The sequence below is a fragment of the Embleya scabrispora genome (assembly GCF_002024165.1).
In the GTDB taxonomy this organism is placed as follows: domain Bacteria; phylum Actinomycetota; class Actinomycetes; order Streptomycetales; family Streptomycetaceae; genus Embleya; species Embleya scabrispora_A.
The window spans coordinates 5,172,492-5,197,887 of record NZ_MWQN01000001.1 but is presented as its reverse complement, the minus strand read 5'-3'; the positions used below and the strand labels follow the sequence as shown (position 1 = coordinate 5,197,887).

The window sequence follows — 25,396 nt, the reverse complement described above, 5'->3', positions numbered from 1 at the left end:
GCGTCGCGCGCGGCGGAGCCGGGGGCCGCGCCCGTCACCCAAGCGGCATCACCCGTCCGGCGCGGTCTGGCGAGCCTTCCCGGACGCGTCGCGGTGTACCGGGGTTCGCGCCTCGCCGAGATCGGCGAGCCACGGGGCGCCCGCGTCGTCGCCCACGTGGCCCAGGGACCAGGCCGGGTTCCGGCACATCGCGGTCTGCACGATCTGGGTGCCCGGCAGGGTGATCGGCCAGCACAGCAGGTGTCCCGCCAGCCACCAGAACTTGCCGAGTACCGCCACCGACAGGTCGTCCTCGCCCGGCGGCCGATCCCGATACTCGTGCCGATACCAGGTGCGCACCACCTGCGACCAGCTCTGCTCGGCGATCACCGTGCCGTCCCGATCGCGCAGCGGCCCGTTGCGGAACCGCACATCGCGCGCGATCCGATGGGTCACCCGCAGGCCGAGCGCGCGGCGCACGGGGGTGAGCAGGATCGTCACGCCACCGCACACCGACCAGGTCAGCATCGACGGCCACAGCCCGAAGAGCAGGAACAACACCGCGCCGGCCACCCCCAGCGGCAGGCCCACCGCCCGCGCCGCGACCGGCTCCGCGTAGACCTTCAGCGGCGTGATCGGGACTCGGAAGACCGTGTCGGGCGCGGTGTCGTAGCGCGACTCGTCGAAGTCGAGCGCGCGCGCCCGACGATAGGTCCGGGTCTGGAACCAGGGCAGCGCCAGGGACGACACCGCGCCGGCCACACCGAGTACGAACCAGGGCAGGGACACATCGGAAAGCTCCATCGCCACGTCACCCCTCCGCACGTCGCTGCCTCCACGGTCGCCCATGACGGCCCGCTACGGAAGACCACGATGTCGGACAAGTGGCAGAAAATATGCGCCCACCCCCGAACCGCGCGACCGAGTGCGGGCGATCGCGCCGCCGGACCGGAGCAACTCTCGAACCGCCGTACCGCCGGGGGTCGTTGATCGCGATCGGGCGGTACGTCACCGGTCCCTCCCGTCGCCCGGTCGACGCGATGCTCGGCGGTCGGTCAGGACGGCAGGTACCAGTTCTGGCCGGGGGTGGCTCGGCAGTCCGCGAGCCGGAGCGGGGTGTTCTCGGCCGTGGATCCGCCGGCGTTGTCGAGGCAGAGGTTGTCGGCCGGGTGGCCCGAATTCCCGCATGACAACCTCCATGTCGTGGTTGTGATGCGCCCTGGGCCGCTCTCGACGGGGCAGTCTCGGGCGCGATGATCGGACACCGCCTCGCGGTCGACCCGTGTCGCCGCGAGGTTTGTGCCGGACGAGCCGTCGGCTCATGGCCGCCGGTCCACCGGCGCGGACCCGGACGTGGTAGGCGGGCGGTGCGTCCCGGGCCACGTCGGGCACCGGGACGATCGTCATGCCGTGCGTCGTGTCGCGACGTCCCTTGCACAACGGTCAAGGATCATTGACCATTGAGCCATGCCCGCACAAGACCTCCCCGAGACCATCCGAGTCACGACCGAGGAACAGCTACGCGCGGTCTCCAACCTCACGCGCCACCGGATCATGGCCGTGCTCCGCTTCGAGCCCGCCACGATCACGCAGATCGCCGAGCGGGTCGGCCTCGCGAAGGGCAGTTCCAGCTACCACGTACGGCTGTTGGAGCGGGCCGGCCTGGTGAAGGTCGTGCGCACACGCAAGGTCCGGGGGGTCACCGAGCGGTACTACGCGATGGCCGCCCGGTCGATCGTGCTCCCGGAACCGGGCGAGGGCGGACCGAACGTGCTGATGCGCCACGCGGTGGCCGACCTGGAGGCGGCGCCGATCGAGCCCGAGCGGCAGGTCCGGATGGCGCATCTGCGGCTCACGGAGGAGCAGTTCGCCGAGCTCGGGACGCGGCTGAACGCCCTCGCGGACGAGTACCGGGAACTGTCCGACCCCGCACTGCCGGACGCGTCGCTCGTCTTCGCGCTCTTCCGCCCGGCGCCGCACGGGCGGGGCGGGGAAGACGGGGCGGGCGACCCCTGACACAACCGCCGACGGTCGCGCCGGCTCACCCCCGCCGTGGCTCGGGGAGGTACGGGTCGAGGATCCGTCTGCCGACCGCACGCGCCGGAGCCGGCACCCCTCAGCGGCGGCGATACCCCGAGGCGCCGTGGATCCGGGCCAGGTGTTGCCGCAGCGTGGCCACACGCGGGTGCCCCGGGCCCAGCCGGTGTTCCTGTTCGGTGAGCAGCGGGACCAGCACGCTCTCCGACTGGTACGGGTCGCCCAGCGCGGCGAGCAGCAGACCGATGCGCTCGCGCAGGTCGAAGCCCTGATACACGTCGGCGTCCGGGACCCGGCGGTGCAGGTCGAGCAGGCGCCGGTACTCGCCGAGCGCGGCGGGCAGTTCGCCCAGCTCCTCCAGGCACGCGGCGACCTGCCTGCCGTACTCCATCGCCTCCGCGTCGGCCGGCCCACCCGCGGCCGCGAACACGCTGGCGATGTACCGCAGTTCCGGCAGCGCGCGGCGGAACTGCCGGTCCGCGAGCAGCGTGTCGGCGAGCGCCTGGCGCAGGCCCAGGACGAGCGGATCGTGCTCGCCGTGCCGCGCGACGGCCACCGGCAGCGCGGCGCCGAGCACGTCCACCGCCTGGGTCAGCGCCCCCTCGCCCAGCAGCCGGTTGGCCTCGTCGAGCGCACTGCCCACATCCGGCGTGGGCGGCGCCGCCGAGGGCACCGCGGCCCAGTCCGGATCCGACCTGGGGGCGTACGCGGCCGGTCCGGCGCTCATCGCCCACGACGCGGCCGGCGCGGCCGGGATCGGCGCGTGCACCGGCGCGGGCACCCCCGGCAGCGGTTGCGGCGCGGCCGGGAAGCGCAGCGGGCGGGTCGGGTCCATCGGCGCGGTCGGGGCCAGCGCCGCGCTCGCGTCGCCCGTGGGCGCCGGCAGCAGCGGGGCCAGCCGCCGGTAGACCTCCTGCGCGTTCGCCGGCCGCTGGTCGGGCTGCTTGCCGAGCAGGTCCAGGACCAGCCGGTCCAGGCCGGCGGGCAACCCCGGCCGCCGTGCGCCCGGCGGCTCGGGTGCGGTGTTCAGGTGCCCCAGCATCACCGAGGCCATCGTCGGCCCGGCGAACGGCGCGCGGCCGACCAGCATTTCGTACAGCAGGCAGCCCAGCGCGTACAGGTCGGTGCGCGGCTCGACGATGCCGTTCATCTGCTCGGGCGCCATGTACGCGGGCGAACCCGGCATCGCGCCGGTCGTGGTGAGCTTGGTCGACTCCGGGTCGAGCACCGCGGCCACGCCCAGGTCGAGCACCTTGACCGTGCCGTCACGCCGGACCATCACGTTGCGCGGCTTCAGGTCGCGGTGCACCACGGGCACCGCGTGCACCGCGGCCAGCACCGAGCAGATCTGCGCGGCCACCGCGACCGCCCACTCCCACGGCAGCGGCCGGTGCTCGGCGATCAGGTCGGCCAGGTCGCAGCCGTCGAGCAGTTGCATCACCAGGTACAACTCGCCCGCGTCCGCGCCGCCGTCGAACACGGTGACCAGACCGGGGTGGTCGATGCCGGCGGTGACCCGGCACTCGCGCAGGAAGCGGCGTTCCATCGCGCCGCGCTCGCCGCCGGAGTCCACGAGGTCCGTGCGCAGGAGCTTGACCGCGACCCGGCGCTGAAGGGTGCGGTCGTACGCCTTCCAGACCTGGCCCATGCCGCCTCGGCCGATCGCCGCGGACAGTTCGTAGCGGTCCGCGATCACCCGGCCCGGCGCGCTCATCGGGGCCCGCCGGGGTTGCCGCCGTCCTGTTCGCGCAGCCGTTCGCTGAGCCCCTGGAGCCGGGCCCTGGCCCGGGCGGCGGGATCGTCGACGGCGGGCGGCGGCCCGGCCGCGGGCGGGGCGACCGGCGGGGGCGCGGACGGCACGGACGGCGCGAAGTGTGGGCGTACCGCCGGCCCGGGGTGGGGGTAGCCCGGCACCACCGGTCGCGGCAACGGCTGCGACAACGACTGCGGCGAAAGGCCCACCCCCGCCCACGGCGCGTACCCGGCCTCCCGCGGCGGCAGTTGCCCCCGCATCGCCCGTGCCCACCGGGCCGACCGCACGCACCACCAGACCGGCACGGCCACCATCAGCACGAGCAGCATGACCGCCCCGACGTCGTCCAGGACCGACTGCGGCGCGGGTCCGCCCACCGCCTCGCGCGCGGCCTTCTCGTCCTCGGTCTCGCTGCCCACGATCAGGCAGACGAAGGCCAGGACCAGGAAAACCACGCTGAGCGTGAGGACCACCCAGTCCCAGCGCCGACGGGTACGAACTCCCGCCACCAGCGGAGCGATCCACCCCAGCAGGCCGATCGAGGCGAACGCGACGACGGCGATCCCGATCAGGCCGACCCAGTGACCGGCGGTGCCGCGTCGCCCGGGCACGGGATCGCGCGAGGGACCTTCCATGCTGTGTGACTCCCGAGGCTGGATGTCTCCCGAGCCGGCGGCGCGATGCCGCGTCCGCACCGTGGCCCGTCGGGGCCTGCGGGCGAGGCTTCCGGAGACGGCGTGCGGGCAGCCTATCGGCGGGGACCCCCGGCCGGCGGCCGACCCGGACACCCCGCCCGTTTCGCCGCCGACCGCGCGCCGGCCGATCCGCACGACGGCTCGCGGCACGGCGCGCCGGGCGGGACCCGGCGAAACGCGACGCGTACGACGAGGGGTACCGTGCCGGTGTGTACCGCTTCCTGCTGACCCCGCGCTGGATCGCGATGGCGCTGCTCGTCGTCGTGCTGATCCCCATCATGGTCGAGCTCGGTTTCTGGCAGTTCCACCGGCACGAGAACAAGGTCGCGCACAACGACCTGATCAGCGCCAACATCGACCGCAAGCCGGCGCCCGCCGAGGAGATCCTCGCGGTGGGCCGCAAGCTGCCGGGCGATCTCCAGTGGCGCCGGGTCACGCTGACCGGCAGGTACGACACCGAGCACGAACTGCTCGTACGCAACCGGTCCCAGGACGGCGTGCCCGGCTACTACGTGCTCACCCCGCTGGTCGGCGCCGACGGGCGCACCCTCCTGGTCGACCGCGGCTGGGTGAAGAACCCGCCGCAGGCCGCCGACCGCCCCGACGTACCGCCGGCGCCGACCGGCCAGGTCACGGTGACCGGCCGGCTGCGCCCGGACGAGACGCGCAAGGACTCCGGCATCCGCGGCCAGACGGCGATCGAGGGCCAGGTGTCGCGGATCTCCGGCTTCGAACTGGGCCCGAAGGTGCCGCACCCCCTGTTCGGCGGCTACGTCGAACTCACCGAGCAGACCCCAATGCCGGCCAGGGCCCCCGCGCTGATCCCGGAGCCGGACGACGAGGACTTGGGCCCGCACCTGGCCTACGCGGTGCAGTGGTGGATTTTCGCGTTCGCGCTGCTCGCGATGTTCGTCAAGCTGATCCGGAGCGAGGCCCGGGAGCTGGAGGCCGAACTGGCCGCGCTCGACGAGGGCGACGCGGCGGACGAGCACGAGCGGGCCGCGACGGTCTGACCCCGGCCCCCGCGCCGGTCACAACCCCTCGACCAGCTCCGGCAACACCTCGCCGATCGGCTCCCGGATCACCGCGTCGGCGATCGGGTCGTAGGGCGTCTCCCCCGCGTTGACGATCACCAGGCGGGCCCCCGAATCCCGTGCCACCCGGCACAACGACGCGGCCGGCTCCACCTGGAGCGAGGTGCCGACGGCCAGGAACAGATCACCGACCTGCGCGGCGATCGCGGCCCGCTCCAGCACCCCGTGGTCGAGCCCCTGCCCGAACATGATCGTCGCGGTCTTCTGGATTCCGCCGCACTGCAGGCAGCGCGGGTCGTCCTCGCCCATCTCGACCCGCTCCAGGGCGGCGTCCAGCGTGGTGCGCGTGTCGCAGTCGGTACACAGGACGTGGAACATCGTGCCGTGCAACTCGATGATCTTCTCCGGGGAGGTGCCGGCCCTGCGGTGCAGCCCGTCCACGTTCTGCGTGATCAACGCGTTGAGCCGACCGGCCCGTTCCAGCGCGACCAGCGCGGCGTGTCCCGCGTTCGGCCCGGCCAGTCGCGCGGGGTTGTCCCGGCGCAGCAGCCACGAGCGGCGGCGGATGTCCTCGTCGGCCATGTAGTAGCTGTAGGTGACCAACTTCTCCGCGTCGGGATCCTTGGTCCACACGCCCTGCGGCCCCCGGTAGTCGGGGATCCCGGAGTCGGTCGAGATGCCCGCCCCGGTCAGCACGGTGACGCCGTCCTCGGCAGCCGCGATCCACTTCCGCACGAGGTCGATCTGTTCGGTCATGCCACCGAGGGTAGCGACCCGGCCGACCTGACGGCCTGTCATTTACCCGGCTTCGGGGCCGGTAGCGGGCAGGATGGGCGGCATGGATCTTGGACTTCGCGATCGTGTGTATCTGGTCACCGGCGGCACCCGCGGCCTCGGCTTCGCCACCGCCCGGGCGCTGGTGGACGACGGCGCCCGGGTGGTGGTCTCCGGGCGGGACGAAAAGCGCGTGGCGGAGGCCGTCGCCGCGCTGGGCGGTCCCGAGCGGGCGCTGGGCATCGCCGCCGACAACGGGGACAGCGGCGCGGCCGAGCGCCTCGTCGCCGCCGCGCTGGCCCGCTTCGAGCGGCTGGACGGCGCGCTGGTGAGCGTGGGCGGGCCGCCGGCCGGCACGATCGGCGCCGTCGACGACGACCAGTGGCGGGAGTCGTTCGAGTCGGTCTTCCTGGGCGCGGTACGGCTGGCCCGAGCCACCTCGGCCGCGCTGCACGCCGGCGGCGCGATCGGCTTCGTGCTCTCCTCGTCGGCGCGTCAGCCGGTTCCCGGCCTCGGCATCTCCAACGGCCTGCGGCCCGGCCTGGCCGGGGTGGCCAAGTCCCTCGCCGACGAGTTGGGTCCGCGCGGCATCCGGGTGTTCGGCCTGCTGCCGGGCCGGATCGACACCGACCGGGTGCGCGAGCTGGACGACCTCGGCGGCGACGCGGAGGCCACCCGGGCCCGGCAGAGCGAGGCCATCCCGCTGGGCCGCTACGGCGCCCCGGAGGAGTTCGGCCGAGTGGCCGCCTTCACCCTCTCCCCGGCGGCGTCCTATCTGAGCGGCCTGCTGATCCCGATCGACGGCGGACTGGCCCGCTCCCTCTGACCCCGAGCCCGGCCCGCGGCCCGCCGTACGCGAGCCGGGCACGGCGCACGGGCCGAACACGCGGCGCGCCGCCCGAAGGCGGCCCACCGGCCGAGGTGCGGGCCGGGGTTGGTGTCCCCGGCCCGCCCGGTCAGTCCAGGTGTCGCTTCGGCAGCCCTCGGCTGGTCCGCAGGGTCAGCACCGTGGGCAACGTCTCCAGGCCCACCGCCTCGCGCGCGTTGGGCAACACCCGGTCGCGCACCGCGCCGAGCAGTTCGCGGGGTTCGGCCCCCGGCTCGGCCCGGACCAGCACCTGCAGCGTGGGCCCGTGCCGCCGGCGCACCAGATGCGCGGTGACGTGCTCGACACCCGCCACATAGGCCAGGTCGTCCTCGATCGCGTCGGCCAACGCGTTGCCCGAGACGGTCAGCGTGTCCGCCTCGTCGCCGACCATGCCGAACCCGGTGCCCAGTCCCGACGGACCGTCGCCGGCGTGGTCGGTCGTGTCGTGCACCCGCATCGACCGCACCGGACGCCGGCCCACCTGGGCGAGCAGCCACCACAGCGCGAGCACCAGGATCAACCCCGGCACGCCGAAGGCGACCCACCACCACCAGCCGTGGTCGGTGAGCCGCTCGGCCTGACTCGTGGTGATGAACGGCTTGTCCGCGGTGTGCACCAGGTCGGGGTACCAGCCGCGACCGCGGGCGGCGACGGCGAGCCCGCCGGCGATCAGGGCCAGCCCCGCCAGGAACAGCAAGATCCGGTTGCAGACCGTGCGCATCATCGCCTCACCTCCCGCTCACGGGCTGAAGACGCAGGTCCACGCGCGGCACCCGGGCCAGCGTGAGCGCGTTCGCGCGTTCTTGGAGGCGTTCGATCAACTCGTCGTGCAGATCGTCCGGATCGCGGAAGTGGTAGTCCACCCGCAGTACCGCCTTGCGCCGCCCCATCCGCACCCGCGCGTCCAACACGCCCGAGGAGGCCAGCGCGGTGTGCCGCAGGAACGAGGCGGCGGTACGCCGGGTCATGTAGACGGTCATCGCGCCGCCGGGCGAGCGCAGGCGCAGCAGCGCGCGCCGTCCGGGGGTGAGCGCGAGCACGATCAGCCACAGGCCCACCGCGGCGGCGATCGCCCCGGCGGCGATGGTCCAGTTGTCCCGCCACTCGTGCGTCTGGGCCCGCTCCAACAGGTCGCGCGACCAGCGCGGCGCCCGATCGATCCGGGCCGTCACGCCGATGTACAGCGCGGTGCCCGCGACGCCGCCCACGAGCAGCGCCACCAGCGCGGCCGGCAACCCCCGCGTCGACCAGGCCCGGCGCACCTTCGCACCGTCGCCCCAGTCGTCGGCGGCCGCCAGGGCCGTCGAGCCGTCGGCCGGCGCCTCCGGCGAAGCCTCCAGGCTCACTGCACTCTCCTCTTGCCGTGCCCCCCACGGGTCAACCGGGCGACCGTCACGTCCACCCGCACCACGGGCATCCCGGTCAGGTATTCCACGTCGGCGCGCACCCGTTGCCGGATGGTCCGGGCGATCTCGACCACCGGGCCGGGATAGGGCACGTCAACGTCGAGGTTCACCGTCGCGTGGTCGTGGTGCATCGTGGCGCCCGCCTTCGGGGCGCGCAGCACGGTGTCCGGGGCGACCTCGGTGGTGGCCTCACGCGCCGCGCGGGCGGCGATCTTCTCCACCACCCGACCGCCGATCTGCAGTACTCCGCGGTGCGCGGCCGGCGCCAGGCCCTCCGCCGGTACCGCGCGCATCAGCGGCGCCGATTGCGCGAGCTGAACAGCTCGCCGAGATCCAGGTCGCCGTCCAGGAAGCGGCCGACCAGGAAGCCGACCACCCCGAGGGCGGCGACCAGGAGAAAGGCCCCGAACCCGCCCAGCGCGGCGGCCAGGCCGAGGGCCATGCCGACCAACAGGCCGACCATGGGTGTAGTCATTGGCGAACGACTCCTCACTGAACCGACCATTGGTTGTTGCCGAGTTGCCGGCCCCTGTCGGGCCGAATGCCGCGAAGATGTCCTGCCGCGGAGCTGTCCGGAATCCATCGGTGTCGCACCCGCCCGCTACTCGACACGCGGGTTGTTGCGCCGCCGCTGGCGCTCCGTCAACTGCCGCCAGAGCCGGCCCGGCAAGCGGCCGCGGCGGTAGACCGTAGTCTCCGCCGCGGCCCCCGAACGGATCGGCGCGGGTGGTCCCGCCGCGTCGATCAGTGCCCTGAAGCGTTCGAGCCCGGCGACGAATTCCGCCGGGTCGCCCCCACGATCGGGGTGGCTCGTGCGGATGAATTCCCGGTATTCGCGCAGCAGTTTCCGCCGCTCGTCGTCGCCGGGCCCACGCGTCACTGAAGCTGGCGCTCCTTGGAGTCGTCGCCGTCGTAGTCGATGTGGATGTCGTCCACCGCGATGTTGACTTCGACCACCTCGAGCGCGGTCATCCGCTCGACGGAGTCGATGACATTCTCCCGGACCGCCTGCGCCAATTCGGCGATGGGCACGCCGTAATCCACGACGATGTTGAGATCCACGGCACACTGCCGCTCGCCCACCTCGACGCTGACGCCCTGGGCCACGTTGGGCTTGCCCCCCGGAATGCGCTGGCGCACCGCGCCGAACGCCCGGGCCGCGCCGCCGCCGAGCGCGTACACGCCCGGGATCTGCCGGGCCGCGATGCCCGCGATCTTGGCCACCACGCCGTCCGCGATCGACGTGCGTCCCTTGTCGGTGGCCAGTTTGACGACCTCCGTGGAACGACCACCGTTGCCCACCGAACGCTCTTCGTCCTTCTGGAGCGCCTGCGTGCCGGTCTTGCCCTGGGCCGTTGTGTCCGCCATCGGCGCACTTCCTTCCTCGACTGGCTGCAATGCCCGAACCCTGCGACCGGAACCCCACTCGGTCCCGCTGTCATCGGTGCCCCTTGCCGGGTTCACCACACCTGTACGACACACACACCGGGCGAACGTCACGCGTCGATCGGAGGATGTTTCGCGGAATCCGACGCTACCCGCCGAGGCGGTCGCGAACACGTACCGAACGCGCGGCCCGCCGTACGGGTGGCGGTTCTCGTCTTGCGACCTCCGGCGCAGTACGGTCGCCGAGTTGGGACGAGGAGGGAAAGCCGATGGCCGACGAGGCCGAGCTCGACGAGGGCACCCTGGTGGTGCGGGCTCGCGAGGGTGACGCCGAGGCGTTCGAGGTGCTGATGCGTCGGCACGGGCGATCCCTGTACACGCTCGCGCTGCGCATCCTGGGCAGCGCCGGCGACGCGGAGGACGCGGTACAGGAGGCGTTCATCAGCGCGTGGCGCCGGCTGCCCGGGTTCCGCGCCGACTCGTCGTTCCTGACCTGGATGTATCGCATCGTCACCAACCGCGCCCTGAACATCGCCCGGACCCGGCGGCCCACGGTCGGCCTGGACCAGGTACCCGACCGGGCGATAGAGCAGATGGCGGACAATCCGGAGCGACGGGCCGAGGGGTCGGCGGCACTGAAGGCGCTCCAGGAGGCGATGACCACACTGACCGAGGAGCAGCGGGCCTGCTGGGTACTGCGCGAGATGCACGGGCAGAGCTACGACGAGATCGCGGCGGCCGTGGGGATCGGGACGAACGCGGTACGGGGCAGGATCTTCCGAGCACGACAGACCCTGGCGGAGGCGATGCGACCGTGGACGTGACCGACGAGACGGGCGACGCTCCGGACGCGCTGCGGCTGCCGTCCGCGGCGGAACTGCTCGCGGGGGCCCGCGGGGCGGCGCCGGGCCCGCGCGCCGACGCCGATCCGGACTCGGGCTCGATCCCGGGCTCGGGGTCGGAGTCGGGCTTCGGCGAGCCGGCGGATTTCGATCCGGACGAGGAACTGCTGCCCTGTGGGCGCGAACCGGAGTCGGTGCTCGAACACGCCTCCGTGGACGCGCTGGACGAGCACGAGCGCTCGTGTCCGGAGTGCCAGGCGGTGTTGCGCGACCATTCGGTGCTCGACCAGGTCACCCGCGAGTGGGCCGAGTTGTCGGTCCCGGTGCCGGATGATCTGGGCACCCGGGTGATGCGCCTGGTCCGGGCCGAGTTGCACACCGGCCGGCTGCTGCCCATGGGCGAGCCGGACGAGCAGTTGACGCTGACCGAGACCGCCGCGGCGCGCACGCTGCGCGCGGCGGTCGACGCCGAGCCCGGCGTGCAGGCCCGCAGTTGCCGGATCCGGCCGTTCGAGAATCGGGCGGGGGCGGCGGTGCCGGGCCCGGTGACGGTGCGGTTGTCGGTCGGCGTGCCGTACGGCGAGCCGATCCACGCGCTGGCCGATCGGCTGCGCGAGCGGGTGCGCCGGGCCGCGACGGAGCGACTGGGGCTGGAAGTGGCGAAGGTGGACGTGGACGTGGTGGGCCTGGAACCGGCCGCCGAGGCTCGGAAGGGGAACCGATGAGGCAGCCGGCGCAGCGCGCGTCGTCCCGCGAGATGTCCGTCCTGGCCCGGACCACCGCCGGCGGCGCGGCGTTGGCCGTTCCCGGCGTGGTGGACCTGCAACCGGGCCTGCTCGACGCGGTCGCCCAGGTCTCGGGCGGCCTGCTCCCGGGCCGGGTCCCGGGGGTGACCACGCGTGTGCTCGACGGAGTCCTGCACGTGGACGTGCAGTTCCGCGCCGCGGCCGACCACCGCGTCCTGGACGTGGCCCGCGCGGTGCGCACGGCGGTCACCGCGGAGGTACGCGAGCGCACGGGCCACCAACGGGTGGTGGTGCACGTCCTGGTCACCGACGCGGGGGTGTGAGCCTGGCGTCCGGCGCGCTCAGACCTTCGCGAGGCCGTACGACGGCCGCTCGTTCAGGGCCGCCGGGTCGTGTCCGGGCAGGTGGCCGTAGGCGCCGATGATGCCGCCGATCTCCTCGGTGGCGGTCAGCGGCCCGGTCGCGTCCTCGGCGCGCGGCACCCGGCCGTGGCCGATCAGTTGCAGCCACTTGTTCAGCGGCAGCCGGGCCCGCTCGTACATCTCCAGCGCCTCGACCGGGTCCCGGTACGACCCCAGCGAGCGGGCCAGCACGCGCGCGTCGACGATCGACTCGGACGCGCCGCCGAGCACGTACGGATACATCGGGTGGGCCGCGTCGCCGAGCAGGGTGACCCGGCCGAACGACCACTGGTCCAGCGGCGCTCGGGTCACCAGCGGATAGCCGGACGCCTCGGTGGGCGACTTGACCATGGCTCCGATGTCGGCCCCGGCGATGCTCCAGCCGCGAAAGACCCGGGCCAGCCGGCGCAGGTCCGCCGGGCCGTTCCAGCCGGTGTCGCCGAGTTCGCCCGCCGACTGCCGATCGGGCAACTCCGCGAGCCAGTTGGTGAGGGTGTACCCGTCGCGCGGATCGATCGGCTTGATCGGGTGCGCCATGAACCGCGCCTCGCCGTGCGCGGTCATGATCATGGTGTGGCCGTCGGCGAACGGCGCACAGCGCGTGGTGCCGCGCATCAGGATGCGCGGCTGGGCGATCGGCGCGCCCTCGTCCGGCAACAGCGTCGCGCGCGTCGCGGAGTTGATCCCGTCCGCGCCGATCAGCACGTCGGCCCGCTCCTGCCAGGGTCGCCCCTCGCCGTCCACGAAGTACGCGGTCACCCCGTCGTCGTCCTGGTCGAAACCGGTCAGCCGGGACCCGGTACGCACCGCCGCGCGACCGAGGCGCTGATACACCGCGCGCAGCAGCGCGACCTGCAACTCCCCGCGGTGCACGGACAGATGCGGCCACAGGAAGCCCGCCCGCTGCCCGCGCGGCGCCAGTACCACCCGGGTCGCCCGGCGGTCGGGGAAGGCCACCCCGGACAGCGGCACGCCCAGGTTGGCGACCGGATGGTAGAGGTCGAGTTCGGCGAGTTCGCGCACCGCGTGGGGCAGGAGGCTGATCCCGAGCCCCAGGGGCCGGATTCTCAGTGCCGCGTCGATCACCGTCACCTCGGTGATGCCCGCGTCGTGCAGGCTGAGTGCCACAGCAAGACCACCTATGCCGCCGCCGGCGACGAGAACACGCACCCGGAAAGCCCCTCTTGCCAACCATTTGGAATATCACCACACTACCCGGCGCCCCGAGCTGCGGTCGGTCAACTCGCGAGCACCGCGGAATCGATCGAGTCTTCTTCCCGGTCCCGGAACTGACGGTGATACAGATCCGCGTACAGACCGTCCCGGGCCAGCAACTCGGCGTGCGTGCCGCGCTCCGCGATCCGGCCGTCGTCCACCACCAGGATCAGGTCCGCGTCGCGCACGGTGGACAGTCGGTGGGCGATCACCAGGGCGGTACGACCGACCAGGGCGGTGGCCAACGCGCGCTGCACGGCGGCCTCCGACTCCGAGTCCAGATGCGCGGTGGCCTCGTCGAGCACCACCACGCGCGGCGACTTGAGCAGCAGCCGGGCGATCGCCAGGCGCTGCTTCTCCCCGCCGGACAACCGATGTCCGCGCTCGCCGACCACCGTCTCCAGGCGGTCCGGCAGCCCCTCGACCAGGTCGCCGATATTGGCCGCGCGCAGCGCCGCCCACAGTTCCTCGTCGCTCGCGTCCGGCTTGGCGTAGCGCAGGTTGCCGCGGATCGTGTCGTGGAACATGTGCGAGTCCTGGGTCACCACGCCGACCGTGTCGCGCACCGAGGCCAGGGTGACGTCGCGCACGTCGGCTCCGCCGATCCGTACCGTCCCCTCGGTCGCGTCGTAGAGCCGGCCGACCAGCGAGGTGATCGTGGTCTTGCCCGCGCCCGACGGTCCGACCAGGGCCACCAGTTGACCCGGCTCGGCTCGGAACGACACGTCGTGCAACACCGGTTCGGAGCGCCGTCGATCGAGCACCGCGACGCTCTCCAGCGAGGCCAGCGAGACCTCGTCGGCCCCCGGGTAGGCGAAGCCGACCGCGTCGAACTCCACCGTCGCCGCGTCCGCCGGCAGCGGCTTCGCGTCCGGCTTGTCGGCGATCATCGCGGGCAGGTCGAGGACTTCGAAGACCCGCTCGAAGCTGACCAGCGCGGTCATCACGTCCACCCGCACGTTGGCCAGCGCGGTCAGCGGCCCGTACAGCCGGCCGAGCAGCACGGTGAGCGCCACCAGGGTGCCCACGGTGAGCCGACCGTCCACCGCGAGATGCCCGCCGATCAGGTACACCAGCGCGGTCGCGAGCGAGGCGACCAGGGTGAGCGCGGTGGCGAACACCCGGTTTACCAGCGCGATCCGGATGCCGATGTCGCGCACCCGCGCGGCCCGCCCGGAGAACAGCGCGTCCTCCTCCTCGGGCCGGCCGAAGATCTTGGCCAGCGTCGCGCCGGAGACGTTGAACCGCTCGGTCATCACCGTCGACATCTCCGCGTCCAACTGCATCTGTTCGCGGGTCATCGCCTGCAACCGGCGGCCGATCCACTTGGCCGGCAGCAGGAACAGCGGCAGCAGCACCAGCGAGACCAGGGTGATCTGCCAGGCGAGGTAGAACATCGTCCCGGCCACCAGGACCAGGCTGACCAGATTGGACACCACGCCCGCCAGGGTCGAGGTGAACGCCCGCTGTGCGGACAGCACGTCGTTGTTCAGGCGCGAGATCAACGCGCCGGTCTGGGTCCGGGTGAAGAACGCGATCGGCTGGCGCTGCACGTGCGCGAACACCTTGCTGCGCAGCGCGTAGATCGAACCCTCGCCGATCCGCGCCGAGTACCACCGCTCGGCCAGGCCGAACCCGGCGGCGAGCAGCGCGACGCCCGCCACCACGATCGCGAGCACGGTCACCAGGTGGCCGTCGCCCTTCAGTACACCCTGGTCCACGATCCGCTGCGCGAGCAGCGGCGGCACGATGGTCAGCACCGCGCCGATCACCACCAGGACCAGGTACGCGGTGATCTGCCGCGCGAACGGTTTCGCGAACTCGCCCACCCGGCGCACCGTGCCGGGCGCGAGTTTTCGCTCCACCACGGACGCGTCGCGCGTGTAGGAGCGCAGGTTCATCCCCATCGGGCCGCCGCCACTCATCCCGCCTCGTTCCCGTACATCCCGTACGTGTCGCCTGCCCGAGCCGAATGCTCGAACAAATTCCTGAGTCAACCTCAGTACTTCGTACACGGGAACACCGACACGGGCCCGCTTAGTCCCGGGCCCACCCCCGGCGCCTCGATGCCGGCGGGAGTACATGTGACGCGCGCCTCACGAAATCGTGCCGGCGGATCCCGATGGAGCGGGTCGCGTCGGGATCCGCCGAGCCGGTCCTACTCCCCCGTCCCCGCGAGATCGCGCAGGCGGCGGGCCTGTGCGGCGCGTTCGGCGGCGCGCTGTTCGTCGTAGCCACGCGTCGCGGCGCCCGCGAGCAGGGCTTTCGTCTCGATCACCGCGTCGCGCGGTGCGGCGACGAGTGCCGCGATCAGGTCGCGTGCGGCACCGTCCAACTCCTCGCGCGGCACCGCGAGGGTGGCCAGTCCCATCGAGACCGCCTCCTCGGCCCCCACCCAGCGGCCCGTGACGCAGATCTCCAGGGCCCGGGCGTAGCCGACCAGGTCGGTCAGCGGCTTCGTCCCGGCCAGGTCCGGAACCAGGCCGAGCGCGGTCTCGCGCATCGAGAACCGCGCGTCGTCGGCGCACACCCGCAGGTCGCAGGCCAGCGCCAGTTGGAACCCGGCCCCCACGGCATGCCCCTGCACCGCGGCCACCGTGATCAGGTCCGGGCGTCGCCACCAGGTGAACGCCTCCTGGAACGAGGCGATGGTGGCGTCGAGTTCGTCGTCGCTCGCCCCGGCCAGCGTGGCGAGGTCCGATTCCCCCGGGATGCCCCCGCCACCCGGGAACATCCGTCGATCCAGGCCCGCGGAGAACGAGACGCCCTCCGCGCGCAACAGCACGGCCCGGACATCACCGGGCAGGTCGCGGCCGACGGCGGCGAGCGCGCGCCAGAGCGCGGGAGTCTGCGCGTTGCGCCGATCGGGGTTGGTGAGGCTCACCACCGCGAACGCACCTTCGATCACGACCGAAAGGCCCTGCCCTGCCGCGCTGTCGGCACCGCCGACCCCGCGACCGCTGTTGTCCGTGCCGCCCCTGTCGTCACTCGTGTTGCCACTCGGGTTGTCGTTCGAGCCGAGCTGATGCGCGTCCACGTCCACGGTCCCTCCCGTGTTCGGGTCGCTTCCGGCAAACGACCACGTGTCCGACGTTACCGGTCGGTCACATGGCCGTTCGACGAATGGTGCCGTACTGCCCCGGGACTCGGTCTCAGGCCGAGGACGACGCGGCGGTCTTGGCCTTGCCCCGTGTTGCCCCGCCCCTGCCGCGGAGAGTCACTCCCGACTCGCTGAGCATCCGGTGCACGAAGCCGTAGGAACGGCCCGTCTCCTCCGCAAGGGCGCGGATGCTGGCACCGGAGTCGTACTTCTTCTTGAGGTCAGCCGCGAGCTGCTCGCGCGCGGCACCGGTCACCCGGCTGCCCTTCTTCAGAGTCTCGGCCACACGTGCCTCCTCATAGGAAGTGCGCTCTGGAATCCCATGATCACCCCTGGGGCATGGCAAGGCCAGTGATTCCACCAGGCCCGATGGCTTGATCATCGCGGCGCGTGGCCTCTTGCACACAAAGATCACCCGAGCGGAATCGCGCCTTCCTTTGCCGAATGCTTGACCGAATCCTGTGTCCGCCGACAAAGGCGCTGGTCACCCATGAGATTCACGACCTTGCTCTGTGTCGCCGCCGAGCCCCGTGACCGGCGTCACGTACGGACCGGAAGGATGGCTTCCCCTTGTGAGGATTTCGTGGGGAAAACCCGTCGGGGGGACGAAAGCGATCACCCCGCCGGGTTGCCGAGGAAGGCAACCCGACGGGGTGTCGGACGTTCGGGGCTCCCGGGCCGCACCGCCCGGGAGGTCGGGCGCACCGCCCGGACGGTCAGGCGAGCGCGACCAGGTCGGCGTAGTCCTCGCTCCACAGGTCCTCGACGCCGTCCGGGAGCAGGATGATCCGCTCCGGCTGCAGCGCCTCCACCGCGCCCTCGTCGTGGGTGACGAGAACCACGGCGCCCTCGTAGGTGCGCAGCGCGTCGAGCACCTCGGCGCGGCTGGCCGGGTCGAGGTTGTTGGTCGGCTCGTCCAGGAGCAGCACATTGGCCTTGGAGACCACGAGCGTCGCGAGCGCGAGCCGGGTCTTCTCGCCACCGGAGAGCACGCCGGCCGGCTTGTCCACGTCGTCGCCGGAGAACAGGAAGGAGCCGAGCACCTTGCGCACTTCGACCAGGTCGAGGTCGGGCGAGGACGAGCGCATGTTCTCCAGGACCGTGCGCTCCGGGTCCAGCGTCTCGTGTTCCTGTGCGTAGTAGCCCAGTTGCAGGCCGTGGCCCGGCTCGATCTTGCCGGTGTCCGGGTCCTCGACGCCGCCGAGCAGCCGCAGCAGCGTGGTCTTGCCCGCACCGTTGAGGCCCAGGATGACCACGCGCGAGCCCTTGTCGATGGCCAGGTCGACGTCGGTGAAGATCTCCAGCGAGCCGTACGACTTGGACAGCCCGGTCGCCATCAGCGGGGTCTTCCCGCAGGGGGCGGGCTTGGGGAAGCGCAGCTTGGCGACCTTGTCCGACTTGCGCTCGCTCTCCAGGCCGGAGAGCAGCTTCTCGGCCCGGCGGGCCATGTTCTGCGCGGCCACCGTCTTGGTCGCCTTGGCGCGCATCTTGTCGGCCTGCGAGAAGAGTTGGTCGGCCTTCTTCTCGGCGTTGGCCCGCTCGCGCTTGCGGCGGCGCTCGTCGGTCTCGCGCTGGAGCTTGTAGGCGTTCCAGCCGACGTTGTAGATGTCGATCGTGGTGCGGTTGGCGTCCAGGTAGAACACCTTGTTGACGCACGCCTCCATCAGGCCGACATCGTGGCTGATCACGATGAAGCCGCCCTTGTACGTCTTGAGGAAGTCGCGCAGCCAACCGATCGAGTCGGCGTCGAGGTGGTTGGTGGGCTCGTCCAGGAGCAGCGTGTCGGCGTCGGAGAACAGGATCCGGGCCAACTCGACCCGGCGCCGCTGGCCACCGGAGAGCGTGTGCAGTTCCTGGCCCAGGATCCGGTCCGGCAGCCCCAGGCTGGCCGCGATGGTGGCCGCCTCGGCCTCGGCCGCGTAGCCGCCCTTGGTCAGGAACTCGGTCTCCAGACGCGAATACCGGCGCATCGCCTTCGCCGCCGTGTCACCGCTGGCGCTGGCCATCAGGCCCTCGGCCTCGCGCATCCCGGAGAGCGCGACGTCCAGGCCGCGCGCGGACAGGATCCGGTCCCGCGCCAGCACGTCCAGGTCGCCGGTGCGCGGGTCCTGCGGCAGGTAGCCGACCTCGCCGGTGCGGGTGATGGTCCCGGCCGCCGGCTGGGTCTCCCCGGCCAGCGTCTTGGTGAGCGTGGTCTTGCCGGCGCCGTTGCGGCCGACCAGACCGATCCGGTCGCCGGCCGCGACCCGGAAGGAGGCCGGCTCGAGGAGGATGCGGGCACCGGCCCGCAGTTCGACGTTGGTTGCGTTGATCATGAAGGACTGGGCTCCCGGTCGGGGACTGACGAAGACGGACGATCGTGCGGGGCTCGCTGGGAAGCCGCACCGCGCTAAGGCCGCTCGCGGGGATATCCAGGGAAACCGACCATGCCCACGAGTCTACGGGAGCCGTCGGAACGAATTTCCGGGCGTCCTCCCGGCACCAAGGCGACGGGCGCGGTAAAACCCGCGAAAAGGGATATCCGTCACCCGACGTCTATTCCCTGTTGCCTTGGCGGTCGCGAGATGCAGTTCGACGACGATGCGGATCTGGACACGTCCCAGATCGAGGACGAACGCGGCTCGGGGGGCGGCGGGCTGCGTCGTCCCGGCCTCGCGGTGGGCGGCGGCGCGGCGGGCCTGATCGCCGTGGTCCTCGGCCTGATCTTCGGCCTGAGCCCGAACCAGCTCGGCCTGAGCGACGGCGGGGGCGGGGGCGGCGCCGTCCCGGCGGACAATCGCGCGCTCCAGGACTCGTGCCGCAAGGGCACCGACGCCAACGCGCGCGACGACTGCCGGATCGTCGGCGTGGTGAACAGCGTGCAGGCGTACTGGACGGACGAGTACCGGCGCCGGGGCGCGACGTACAAGCCGGCGCCGACCCGGTTCTTCACCGGCAGCACCTCGACCGCGTGCGGCGGGGCGACCTCGGCGGTGGGCCCCTTCTACTGTCCCGGCGACCGCAGGGTCTACATCGATCTGGGCTTCTTCGGCGAGCTACGCACCAAGTTCGGCGCCAAGGGCGGGCCGTTCGCCGAGGCGTACGTACTGGCCCACGAGTACGGCCACCACATCCAGGACCTCACCGGCCAGATGGCCAGGGTCGGCAACGACCGCCAGGGCCCGCAGAGCGGCTCGGTCCGCCTCGAACTCCAGGCCGACTGCTACGCCGGCGTCTGGGCCCAACACGCGACCACGCCCCCGGGAGCCCTGATCACCAACCTCACCCCCCAGGACATCGCCGACGGCCTCGACGCCGCGGCAGCGGTGGGCGACGACCGCATCCAGCAGGAATTCCAGGGCCGAGTAACCCCGGAAACCTGGACCCACGGCTCAGCCGCCCAACGCCAACAGTGGTTCCAAAGGGGCTACACCACAGGCGACCCCACCAAATGCGACACCTTCACAGCCCACATCTGACAAACCCCACCCCCAAGCCCCACCACCGCCCAACCACACCCCCCCTCAGCCCGACCGACACTCGAAACCACCCCAACCCACCCAAAACCCAACGCCGCCCAACCACACCCCTCCTCAGCCCGGCCGGCGCCCGAGACCACCCCAACCCACCCAAAACCCAACGCCAGCCGAACACACCCCTCTCAGCCCGGCCGGCGCTTGAGGCCACCCCAACCCACCCAAAACCCACCGCCGACCGAACACACCCCTCTCAGCCCGGCCGGCGCTTGAGGCCACCCCAACCCACCCAAAACCCAACGCCGACCGAACACACCCCTCTCAGCCCGGCCGGCGCTTGAGGCCACCCCAACCCACCCAAAACCCACCGCCGACCGAACACACCCCTCTCAGCCCGGCCGGCGCTTGAGGCCACCCCAACCCACCGAAAGCCCACCGCCGGCCGAACACACCCCTCTCAGCCCGGCCGGCGCTTGAGGCCACCCCAACCCACCGAAAGCCCACCGCCGGCCGAACACACCCCAGCCCAGCCGGCGCTTGAGGCCCCGCGCTTGAGGCCAACTCAGGCCGCAGCCCGAGCCCGATCCACAATCTCCTCCGCATCGGCGACAGCCGAAAGATGCCGCGTCATCCGAACCCGCACATCCCGCCCCCCGCCATCGGCGACAAGCAACGAAACCCAAGCGGCGGAAGCCTCGAGCGCAGCCCGCGCACTGGCCGCAGCCGCAACCAGATACGGAAGCACATCGTCATCCGCACCATCCCGCACCGTACCCGCGAGCCCGATCAGATCCGCCGCCAACGCCGCGATACGCAAAGGCACTTCGGCGGAATCCACCCCCGAGCCGGACCGCTCCGAAGCCTCCCGCGCCGCATGGCCCGCCCGCATTGCCCGCTCCCGCATCCGCCCCGCCTCGGCCCGCGCCGCCCGCATCGTCTCCTCGGCGTCGGTGGTGTGCAGGGCGAGTGCGGCGGCCCGCTCGACGAGCGCGGCGGCCTGCGCGGCCTGGAGCGCGGCGGCCGCCCCCCGCACCCGGACGTCGGGACTGGCCAGTCGGTCGAGGTGTTCCCCGATGGTCTGTTCGCGCAACGGATCCTCCTTGCACACGTGTACAGGCGATCGAAATCGTTCCTGCCAGGGTGCATGGCGGACGCGAATTGCGCCATTTTTTGCGGTTATTGGTTCGACCCACCCACACCCGGGTACGCCCTCGCCCACCTTCGCCCGAACAACCCAACCGCCCGACCCGAAGCCGCCTCACTCCACCGTCTTCACGTCACACCACACAACCTTGCCATCCGGCACCGGATAGCTCCCCCACTCCTCGGCCATCGCCTCCACGAGCAACAACCCGCGACCGTGCTCGTCCAGCAGATCCACCGCGTCCCCCGCTTCGGGAAGCGCCGCGCCGTCGTCGTCCACCACCGCGATCCGGATCGAGTTCTCCCGACGCAGCACGGCGACCGCGACCGTACGCCCCCGCGTCGAGTGCCGGACCGCGTTGGTCACCAGTTCGGAGAGCAGCAGTTCGAGGGTGTCGACAGGCGCGCGCGGAACCCGCTCCGCAAGCACCGCGCGTAGCGCGTGGCGGGCGCGAGGTACGGCCTCGACGGTGGCCGACAGACGCAGCGACAGCAACAGCGGGCCGGCCGGAGACTCCCCGAATCGCGGCGATGATGCGATTTCGCCCACGTCTCCCCCTGTCTCCCCTGGTGGCGCGGATGAGGCGGCCGGAGGCATCGGCAACCTTTGTCCAAACTAGCCGTCCTTGTCTCCGCTGTTGGTGAGATCGACTTCTTTCCCCCTGGTGAAACGTGGCGCGGGCCGGCGATGGACGCACGGGCGGCGCTCGATCGGCGCGCATGGTGGTGGAAAGCGTCGCGCAACGCACGAGGGCGGTTCCCGGCCGGGCCGACGGGGTAGCGATCCCCGACGACAACCGCCCCGGACCGCCGGCTCGAAGTCGTCGCGTGACCCTCGTCGCACGGCTCGAACCCCGGCTCGGGGAACCAACCGAACCGCCGTTTCGTCCCGCAAACAGACGGCAACGACCCGGGACCCCCCGGTGCCGGCTCGCCACCCGACGTCGGGATCGCGACCGGAGAGTTCCACCGGCTCCCGGTGCGAAGTGCGGCGAGGCGCCGCCTCACGCACCACACCGCACACGGAGCCGGTGAACCTTTCCGGCCGGGGTACTAACGTCGGGGTTACCGACCGCGTCACGGAGGACCTGCATGCAGCCCCGGCTCCAGGCCACTCTGGCCGATTTCGTGCCCGCCCTGCGCTTCGTCGCGCCCGAACTCGTCGCCGACTACCTCGAGCACGAGGACCTGCCCGCGGCGTGGTGGATGAGCGTGCCGGTGGTGCGCGCCGCCGACACCTTCGGCCGGGACGAACTGCCTGGACGGCTCGCCGATCTCGCCTACACCGAGCTGCGACACCTGCGCCTGGGCGATCTGCTGCCCGGGGCCTGGCTGGCGCGCAACGGCTTCCGGCTCTCCCAGTGGCCCGACGGCGCGCGGACCAACGTGATGGTGCGTACACCCGACTGGGCGGACCTGCTCACCACGACGGTGCGCGAGGTCGGCGACTGGACCCAGATCGGCACCTCGACCGTGCGGCCGCTGGTGGCCCGGCTGTTCGAGGAAGTCCTGGGACTGCTGCCGCAGGACGACGAATCGGTGGACGTGGACGCCCTGTTCGACGCGTCCGGCACGGCGGCGAACGCGGCGGCGATGCCCGAACCGGCCGCCGAGCCGGAGACGGCCCCCGAGACGGAGCCGGCGTCCGCCGCGGCGACCGTGATCCCGCCCGCCCCGGAGGACGGCGACTGGGACAACCCGGACGAGTGGGGCGACCTGGACGACGAGGAACTGCGTCCGGTCAAGCTGCCCGAGCCGTTGACCGCCGAACTGGGCACCGTGGTGCGCTGGCTGGCCGAACAGGCGCCGGACGTACCCCTGATGGCGCAGCTCGCACAGGTCACCCTGGAGACCGCGGCCGTGGTCGGCCTGGAGGACGCCACGGACGAGGTGCGGACCGCGTTGACCGCGCTGCTCACCCAGGTGCCGTCCGGGCTGCGCGCGTCGCTGGCGCTGCCGCCGGCACCCGTCGCGACCGAACCGGAGCCGGCCGCCGCCGAGGCACCCGATGACGATTCCGAGGTCGCCGACTCCGACGACGACGCGTCCGAGTCGGGCCGGGACGCCTACGGGGAGGTGCCGCCGACCACCCGCGCGAGCCTGCCCACGGTCACGGCGCCCGGCCCCGAGCGCGCGTCGTCCGCCGAGGCCCGCACGGAACCGCTGCCCGAGATCGCCGCCCACCACATCGACGCGCCCGCGGCCGAGCCCGCCGCCAAGCCGGTGCCGCGGATCCGCACCACGGACACCTCCGAGGACCGCCGGCCGCACCCGGCCCCGCCGGCGGAGGAGCCCACGATCGACGAGGCGCCCGGCGTGGACGCGTTCGGCGAGACGCCGCCGATGACCGTCGCCGACGTCCCGATCCCCGCACTCACCCGCAAGGGCAAGCGCACCGCCCCGCCGACCCGATCCGAGCCGCCCGCCAAGAGCACCGAGGCGGCGGACACGAACGAGGAGGGCGGCCGGGACGCATTCGGCGAGGTCCCGCCGCCCACCGCCGGCGCGGTCGCGGCGATGGGTGAGGCCGCCGTACCGCGCACCCCCGAGGGCCTGCGCATCCCGCCCCGACCGAGCCACCCGCCGCGTTCCGGGCCGACCCCCGCGCCGGCCGGCGCGTCCGCGGCGGAGGTGCCGTCCGTACCCGCGCCGCCGGACCCGTCCGCCGTGCCGCACACCAACCGGGGCACGAAGGCGAAGGCGGCCGACCCCGAGGCCACCGTCGAGATGGTGCCCGGCACGCTGCCGGCCGCGCCCCCCGACGATGTCACGATGCTCGTCGACCGGCCGCAGTCGCGCGCCGGCGAGCCCGGCGGCGGCGATCTCGTCATCGTCCTGGCGACCTGGTTTCCGGCGAGCGAGCCGCGCCGCCGGGTACTCGCCCGGGACCGGCTGTTCACCGACGAACCCCGCGAACTGGATTCGCTGGCCGCCGAGTTCGGCACCTCACCGGCCGAGGTCAAGATCCTGGAGCGGGACCTGCGACGCAACCTGGACGAGCGCATCGGCCGCTCCGACGGCGCGCCGGTCCGGGTGCACCTGAGCTTCGTCCGGGACCGGCTGGGCGTCCTGACCACGGTCTCCGAACTGCGCACGCTGCATCCCAAGCACACCGAGACCGTGCCGGGTCTGGAGATCCAGGTCTGGCAGGTGCTGCGCGGCCTGCTCGGCCTGCACACCTCGGTCGACGGCTGGTTGTCGAGCGCGCCGCTGGGCGAGTTGTCCGACCGCACCCAGGCCACCCTGGACGCCGCCTGCGCCCGCGGCCCGGTGCCGCTGGCGGCGCTGGAGCGGGACCTGACCGCGATGGGCATCCGCCCGCCGCTTCAGGCCGCCTGGATCGCCCGCCTGGAGGGCTTCCAGGTGGAGAACGGCCAGGTGTTGTCCCGCTCGGCGGACACCCTGGAGCGCCCGGCGCAGAAGGGGCGGCCGGCGCCGATCGGCGATCCGTCCCGGACCGCGGGCTGCTTCCGCGAGGACACCGGCGCATGGGCGTTCCGGGTGGACGTGTCCACCGCGATGCTCGAAGGCGAGCCGGTCAAGGTACCGGCGGCGTTCGCCCAATCCCTCGGCGTCACCCCGGGCGGCCAGGTCCGGCTGCACCACGGCCACGGCCCCGCCGCGCTGCGCTGGTCCGACACGCCCTACCTGGTGTCCCTGCGCGCGATCCTGGCCGGCCTGTCCGCGCACGAGGGCGACATGGTCTTCATCTCGTCGATCCACCAGGGCCGCCTGGAGGCCCGCCTGGTCCGCGGCGACGCCACGGTCCGCCTCCCCCGCTGGGCAAGGGCCCTACGCCACACCGGCGTCGACCCGGTCCCCGAACAGGTCAACCTCCCCGAACTCCTCGGCGCCAGAATCGGCCTCGACCCCGGCATCGACCTCAAGGCCGTCCTACACCACCTGCAACAACGAGGCGACACAGACATCCTCGAACTCCTGGGCGTCTCCCAACCCCGCCCATAACCGGTTGCGGGGCGGCCGGTCCGAATCCAACGAGGAGCCTTCCCGAGCGGGTCGGGCGGCTTCGGGGTGCGGTGGGCGTACAGCACGGGCGGGCAGCTGTTGAGGCCCCCCGGGACCTACAGCCTCCGCGGAACCGTGCCCGAAGCCGGCTCGGATCGGGCGGTTCCGGTCTCCCCTCCGGCCTCGAGCCGGCTGGAGCACACAAACCCGACACTCGACACACCCGTCTCGTCGGGAACCCCCAGTCTCAGACCCCCGAACGCCGGCGGCGGCCAAACCCAGCAGCGCCCCGCTCCGCCCCACCGCCAAGCAAACCCCATCACGCAACCAAAGCCCGACCATCCCTGAAGCCGACAACCGAGGCCCCCAGCCGAACAGATCCGCCCACCGAACCCACAACTCCCACCCCGACCGGCGTTTGAGCCCACCCCAGCAAACCAACCCGCAACGCCGGCCAAAAACCCAAAACCCGCAACTCAGCCCGGCCGGCGCTTGAGGCCACCCCAGCCGACCAACACTCAAGGCCGCCAAAAACCCAAAACCCGCAACCCCAGCCCGGCCGGCGCTTGAGGCCACCCCAGCCAACCAACACTCAA

At 72.4% G+C, this 25,396-nt stretch carries 25 protein-coding genes; 8 read left to right on the top strand and 17 right to left on the bottom strand.

Going from position 1 to position 25,396, the window contains the following annotated elements:
- Positions 1 to 48 precede the first annotated feature (48 nt).
- Entirely contained in the window at positions 49 to 783 is a 735-nt protein-coding gene (locus tag B4N89_RS47825; RefSeq protein ID WP_143658054.1) for a hypothetical protein, read from the bottom strand.
- Positions 784 to 1,446: 663 nt separating this feature from the next.
- Between B4N89_RS47825 and B4N89_RS23050 the strand changes: the two genes are divergently transcribed.
- Complete coding sequence (locus tag B4N89_RS23050) at positions 1,447 to 1,995, top strand: ArsR/SmtB family transcription factor (RefSeq protein WP_078977724.1); 549 nt, start codon at positions 1,447 to 1,449, stop codon at positions 1,993 to 1,995.
- Between the two features lie 100 nt (positions 1,996 to 2,095).
- Here B4N89_RS23050 and B4N89_RS23045 read toward each other — a convergent pair whose 3' ends face one another.
- Positions 2,096 to 3,730 (bottom strand): serine/threonine-protein kinase, encoded by a 1,635-nt coding sequence (locus B4N89_RS23045; protein WP_078977723.1) that lies wholly within the window; start codon positions 3,728 to 3,730, stop codon positions 2,096 to 2,098.
- Positions 3,727 to 4,404: a hypothetical protein gene (locus B4N89_RS23040; RefSeq protein ID WP_078977722.1), complete on the bottom strand. Its 678-nt coding sequence runs from the start codon at positions 4,402 to 4,404 to the stop codon at positions 3,727 to 3,729. Before B4N89_RS23040 ends, B4N89_RS23045 begins: the two co-directional genes overlap by 4 nt.
- A 269-nt stretch (positions 4,405 to 4,673) precedes the next feature.
- Here B4N89_RS23040 and B4N89_RS23035 point away from each other — a divergent pair, with 269 nt between their 5' ends.
- Positions 4,674 to 5,477 (top strand): SURF1 family protein, encoded by an 804-nt coding sequence (locus tag B4N89_RS23035; protein WP_235618735.1) that lies wholly within the window; start codon positions 4,674 to 4,676, stop codon positions 5,475 to 5,477.
- An 18-nt stretch (positions 5,478 to 5,495) separates the two neighbouring features.
- Here B4N89_RS23035 and B4N89_RS23030 read toward each other — a convergent pair whose 3' ends face one another.
- Positions 5,496 to 6,254: an SIR2 family NAD-dependent protein deacylase gene (locus B4N89_RS23030; RefSeq protein WP_078977721.1), complete on the bottom strand. Its 759-nt coding sequence runs from the start codon at positions 6,252 to 6,254 to the stop codon at positions 5,496 to 5,498.
- An 82-nt stretch (positions 6,255 to 6,336) separates the two neighbouring features.
- Between B4N89_RS23030 and B4N89_RS23025 the strand changes: the two genes are divergently transcribed.
- Positions 6,337 to 7,098 carry an SDR family oxidoreductase gene (locus tag B4N89_RS23025; RefSeq protein ID WP_078979554.1) on the top strand — a complete coding sequence of 254 codons (762 nt, stop codon included), beginning with the start codon at positions 6,337 to 6,339 and terminating at the stop codon, positions 7,096 to 7,098.
- Positions 7,099 to 7,228: 130 nt separating this feature from the next.
- Here B4N89_RS23025 and B4N89_RS23020 read toward each other — a convergent pair whose 3' ends face one another.
- From B4N89_RS23020 to B4N89_RS22995, 6 genes are all read right to left on the bottom strand, one after another.
- Positions 7,229 to 7,864, bottom strand: a complete 636-nt coding sequence (locus B4N89_RS23020; protein ID WP_078977720.1) for a hypothetical protein — start codon at positions 7,862 to 7,864, stop codon at positions 7,229 to 7,231.
- 4 nt (positions 7,865 to 7,868) lie between these two features.
- Positions 7,869 to 8,486 (bottom strand): DUF6286 domain-containing protein, encoded by a 618-nt coding sequence (locus tag B4N89_RS23015; protein WP_078977719.1) that lies wholly within the window; start codon positions 8,484 to 8,486, stop codon positions 7,869 to 7,871.
- Complete coding sequence (locus B4N89_RS23010) at positions 8,483 to 8,839, bottom strand: Asp23/Gls24 family envelope stress response protein (protein ID WP_078977718.1); 357 nt, start codon at positions 8,837 to 8,839, stop codon at positions 8,483 to 8,485. Before B4N89_RS23010 ends, B4N89_RS23015 begins: the two co-directional genes overlap by 4 nt.
- A complete protein-coding gene (locus tag B4N89_RS23005) occupies positions 8,839 to 9,021 on the bottom strand; it encodes a hypothetical protein (RefSeq protein WP_078977717.1) in 183 nt (60 codons plus the stop codon). The genes B4N89_RS23010 and B4N89_RS23005 overlap by 1 nt, the downstream gene beginning before the upstream one ends.
- A 126-nt stretch (positions 9,022 to 9,147) precedes the next feature.
- On the bottom strand, positions 9,148 to 9,426 hold the full coding sequence (locus B4N89_RS23000) for a hypothetical protein (RefSeq protein ID WP_078977716.1): 279 nt from the start codon (positions 9,424 to 9,426) through the stop codon (positions 9,148 to 9,150).
- Positions 9,423 to 9,914, bottom strand: coding sequence for an Asp23/Gls24 family envelope stress response protein (locus B4N89_RS22995; protein WP_078977715.1), 492 nt, complete (start codon positions 9,912 to 9,914; stop codon positions 9,423 to 9,425). Before B4N89_RS22995 ends, B4N89_RS23000 begins: the two co-directional genes overlap by 4 nt.
- Before the next feature lie 287 nt (positions 9,915 to 10,201).
- Between B4N89_RS22995 and B4N89_RS22990 the strand changes: the two genes are divergently transcribed.
- From B4N89_RS22990 to B4N89_RS22980, 3 genes are read left to right on the top strand one after another with little or no spacing between them, the layout of a single operon-like run.
- Entirely contained in the window at positions 10,202 to 10,756 is a 555-nt protein-coding gene (locus B4N89_RS22990; RefSeq protein ID WP_078977714.1) for an RNA polymerase sigma factor, read from the top strand.
- Positions 10,747 to 11,499, top strand: coding sequence for an Asp23/Gls24 family envelope stress response protein (locus B4N89_RS22985; protein ID WP_078977713.1), 753 nt, complete (start codon positions 10,747 to 10,749; stop codon positions 11,497 to 11,499). Before B4N89_RS22990 ends, B4N89_RS22985 begins: the two co-directional genes overlap by 10 nt.
- Positions 11,496 to 11,843: an Asp23/Gls24 family envelope stress response protein gene (locus B4N89_RS22980; protein WP_078977712.1), complete on the top strand. Its 348-nt coding sequence runs from the start codon at positions 11,496 to 11,498 to the stop codon at positions 11,841 to 11,843. Before B4N89_RS22985 ends, B4N89_RS22980 begins: the two co-directional genes overlap by 4 nt.
- An 18-nt stretch (positions 11,844 to 11,861) precedes the next feature.
- On the opposite strand, the gene B4N89_RS22975 is transcribed toward B4N89_RS22980, so the two are convergent.
- The 5 genes from B4N89_RS22975 to B4N89_RS22955 form a co-directional block, all read right to left on the bottom strand.
- Complete coding sequence (locus B4N89_RS22975) at positions 11,862 to 13,091, bottom strand: FAD-dependent monooxygenase (RefSeq protein ID WP_161500789.1); 1,230 nt, start codon at positions 13,089 to 13,091, stop codon at positions 11,862 to 11,864.
- 68 nt (positions 13,092 to 13,159) lie between these two features.
- Positions 13,160 to 15,061, bottom strand: coding sequence for an ABC transporter ATP-binding protein (locus B4N89_RS22970; RefSeq protein ID WP_078977710.1), 1,902 nt, complete (start codon positions 15,059 to 15,061; stop codon positions 13,160 to 13,162).
- A gap of 233 nt (positions 15,062 to 15,294) precedes the next feature.
- A complete protein-coding gene (locus B4N89_RS22965) occupies positions 15,295 to 16,044 on the bottom strand; it encodes an enoyl-CoA hydratase/isomerase family protein (protein ID WP_101897339.1) in 750 nt (249 codons plus the stop codon).
- 244 nt (positions 16,045 to 16,288) lie between these two features.
- The gene (locus B4N89_RS22960; RefSeq protein WP_020553538.1) at positions 16,289 to 16,522 is read right to left on the bottom strand and encodes a helix-turn-helix domain-containing protein; all 234 of its coding nucleotides are present in this window, start codon (positions 16,520 to 16,522) and stop codon (positions 16,289 to 16,291) included.
- Between the two features lie 430 nt (positions 16,523 to 16,952).
- Positions 16,953 to 18,551: an ABC-F family ATP-binding cassette domain-containing protein gene (locus tag B4N89_RS22955; protein ID WP_078977708.1), complete on the bottom strand. Its 1,599-nt coding sequence runs from the start codon at positions 18,549 to 18,551 to the stop codon at positions 16,953 to 16,955.
- Between the two features lie 249 nt (positions 18,552 to 18,800).
- Between B4N89_RS22955 and B4N89_RS22950 the strand changes: the two genes are divergently transcribed.
- Positions 18,801 to 19,694, top strand: coding sequence for a KPN_02809 family neutral zinc metallopeptidase (locus B4N89_RS22950; protein WP_078977707.1), 894 nt, complete (start codon positions 18,801 to 18,803; stop codon positions 19,692 to 19,694).
- A gap of 559 nt (positions 19,695 to 20,253) precedes the next feature.
- Here the strand turns inward: B4N89_RS22950 and B4N89_RS22945 are convergent.
- Positions 20,254 to 20,781 (bottom strand): hypothetical protein, encoded by a 528-nt coding sequence (locus B4N89_RS22945; protein WP_143658053.1) that lies wholly within the window; start codon positions 20,779 to 20,781, stop codon positions 20,254 to 20,256.
- A 168-nt stretch (positions 20,782 to 20,949) separates the two neighbouring features.
- Positions 20,950 to 21,384: an ATP-binding protein gene (locus B4N89_RS22940; RefSeq protein ID WP_161500788.1), complete on the bottom strand. Its 435-nt coding sequence runs from the start codon at positions 21,382 to 21,384 to the stop codon at positions 20,950 to 20,952.
- Positions 21,385 to 21,926: 542 nt separating this feature from the next.
- Here B4N89_RS22940 and B4N89_RS22935 point away from each other — a divergent pair.
- On the top strand, positions 21,927 to 24,800 hold the full coding sequence (locus B4N89_RS22935) for a hypothetical protein (RefSeq protein WP_078977704.1): 2,874 nt from the start codon (positions 21,927 to 21,929) through the stop codon (positions 24,798 to 24,800).
- Positions 24,801 to 25,396: the final 596 nt, after the last annotated feature.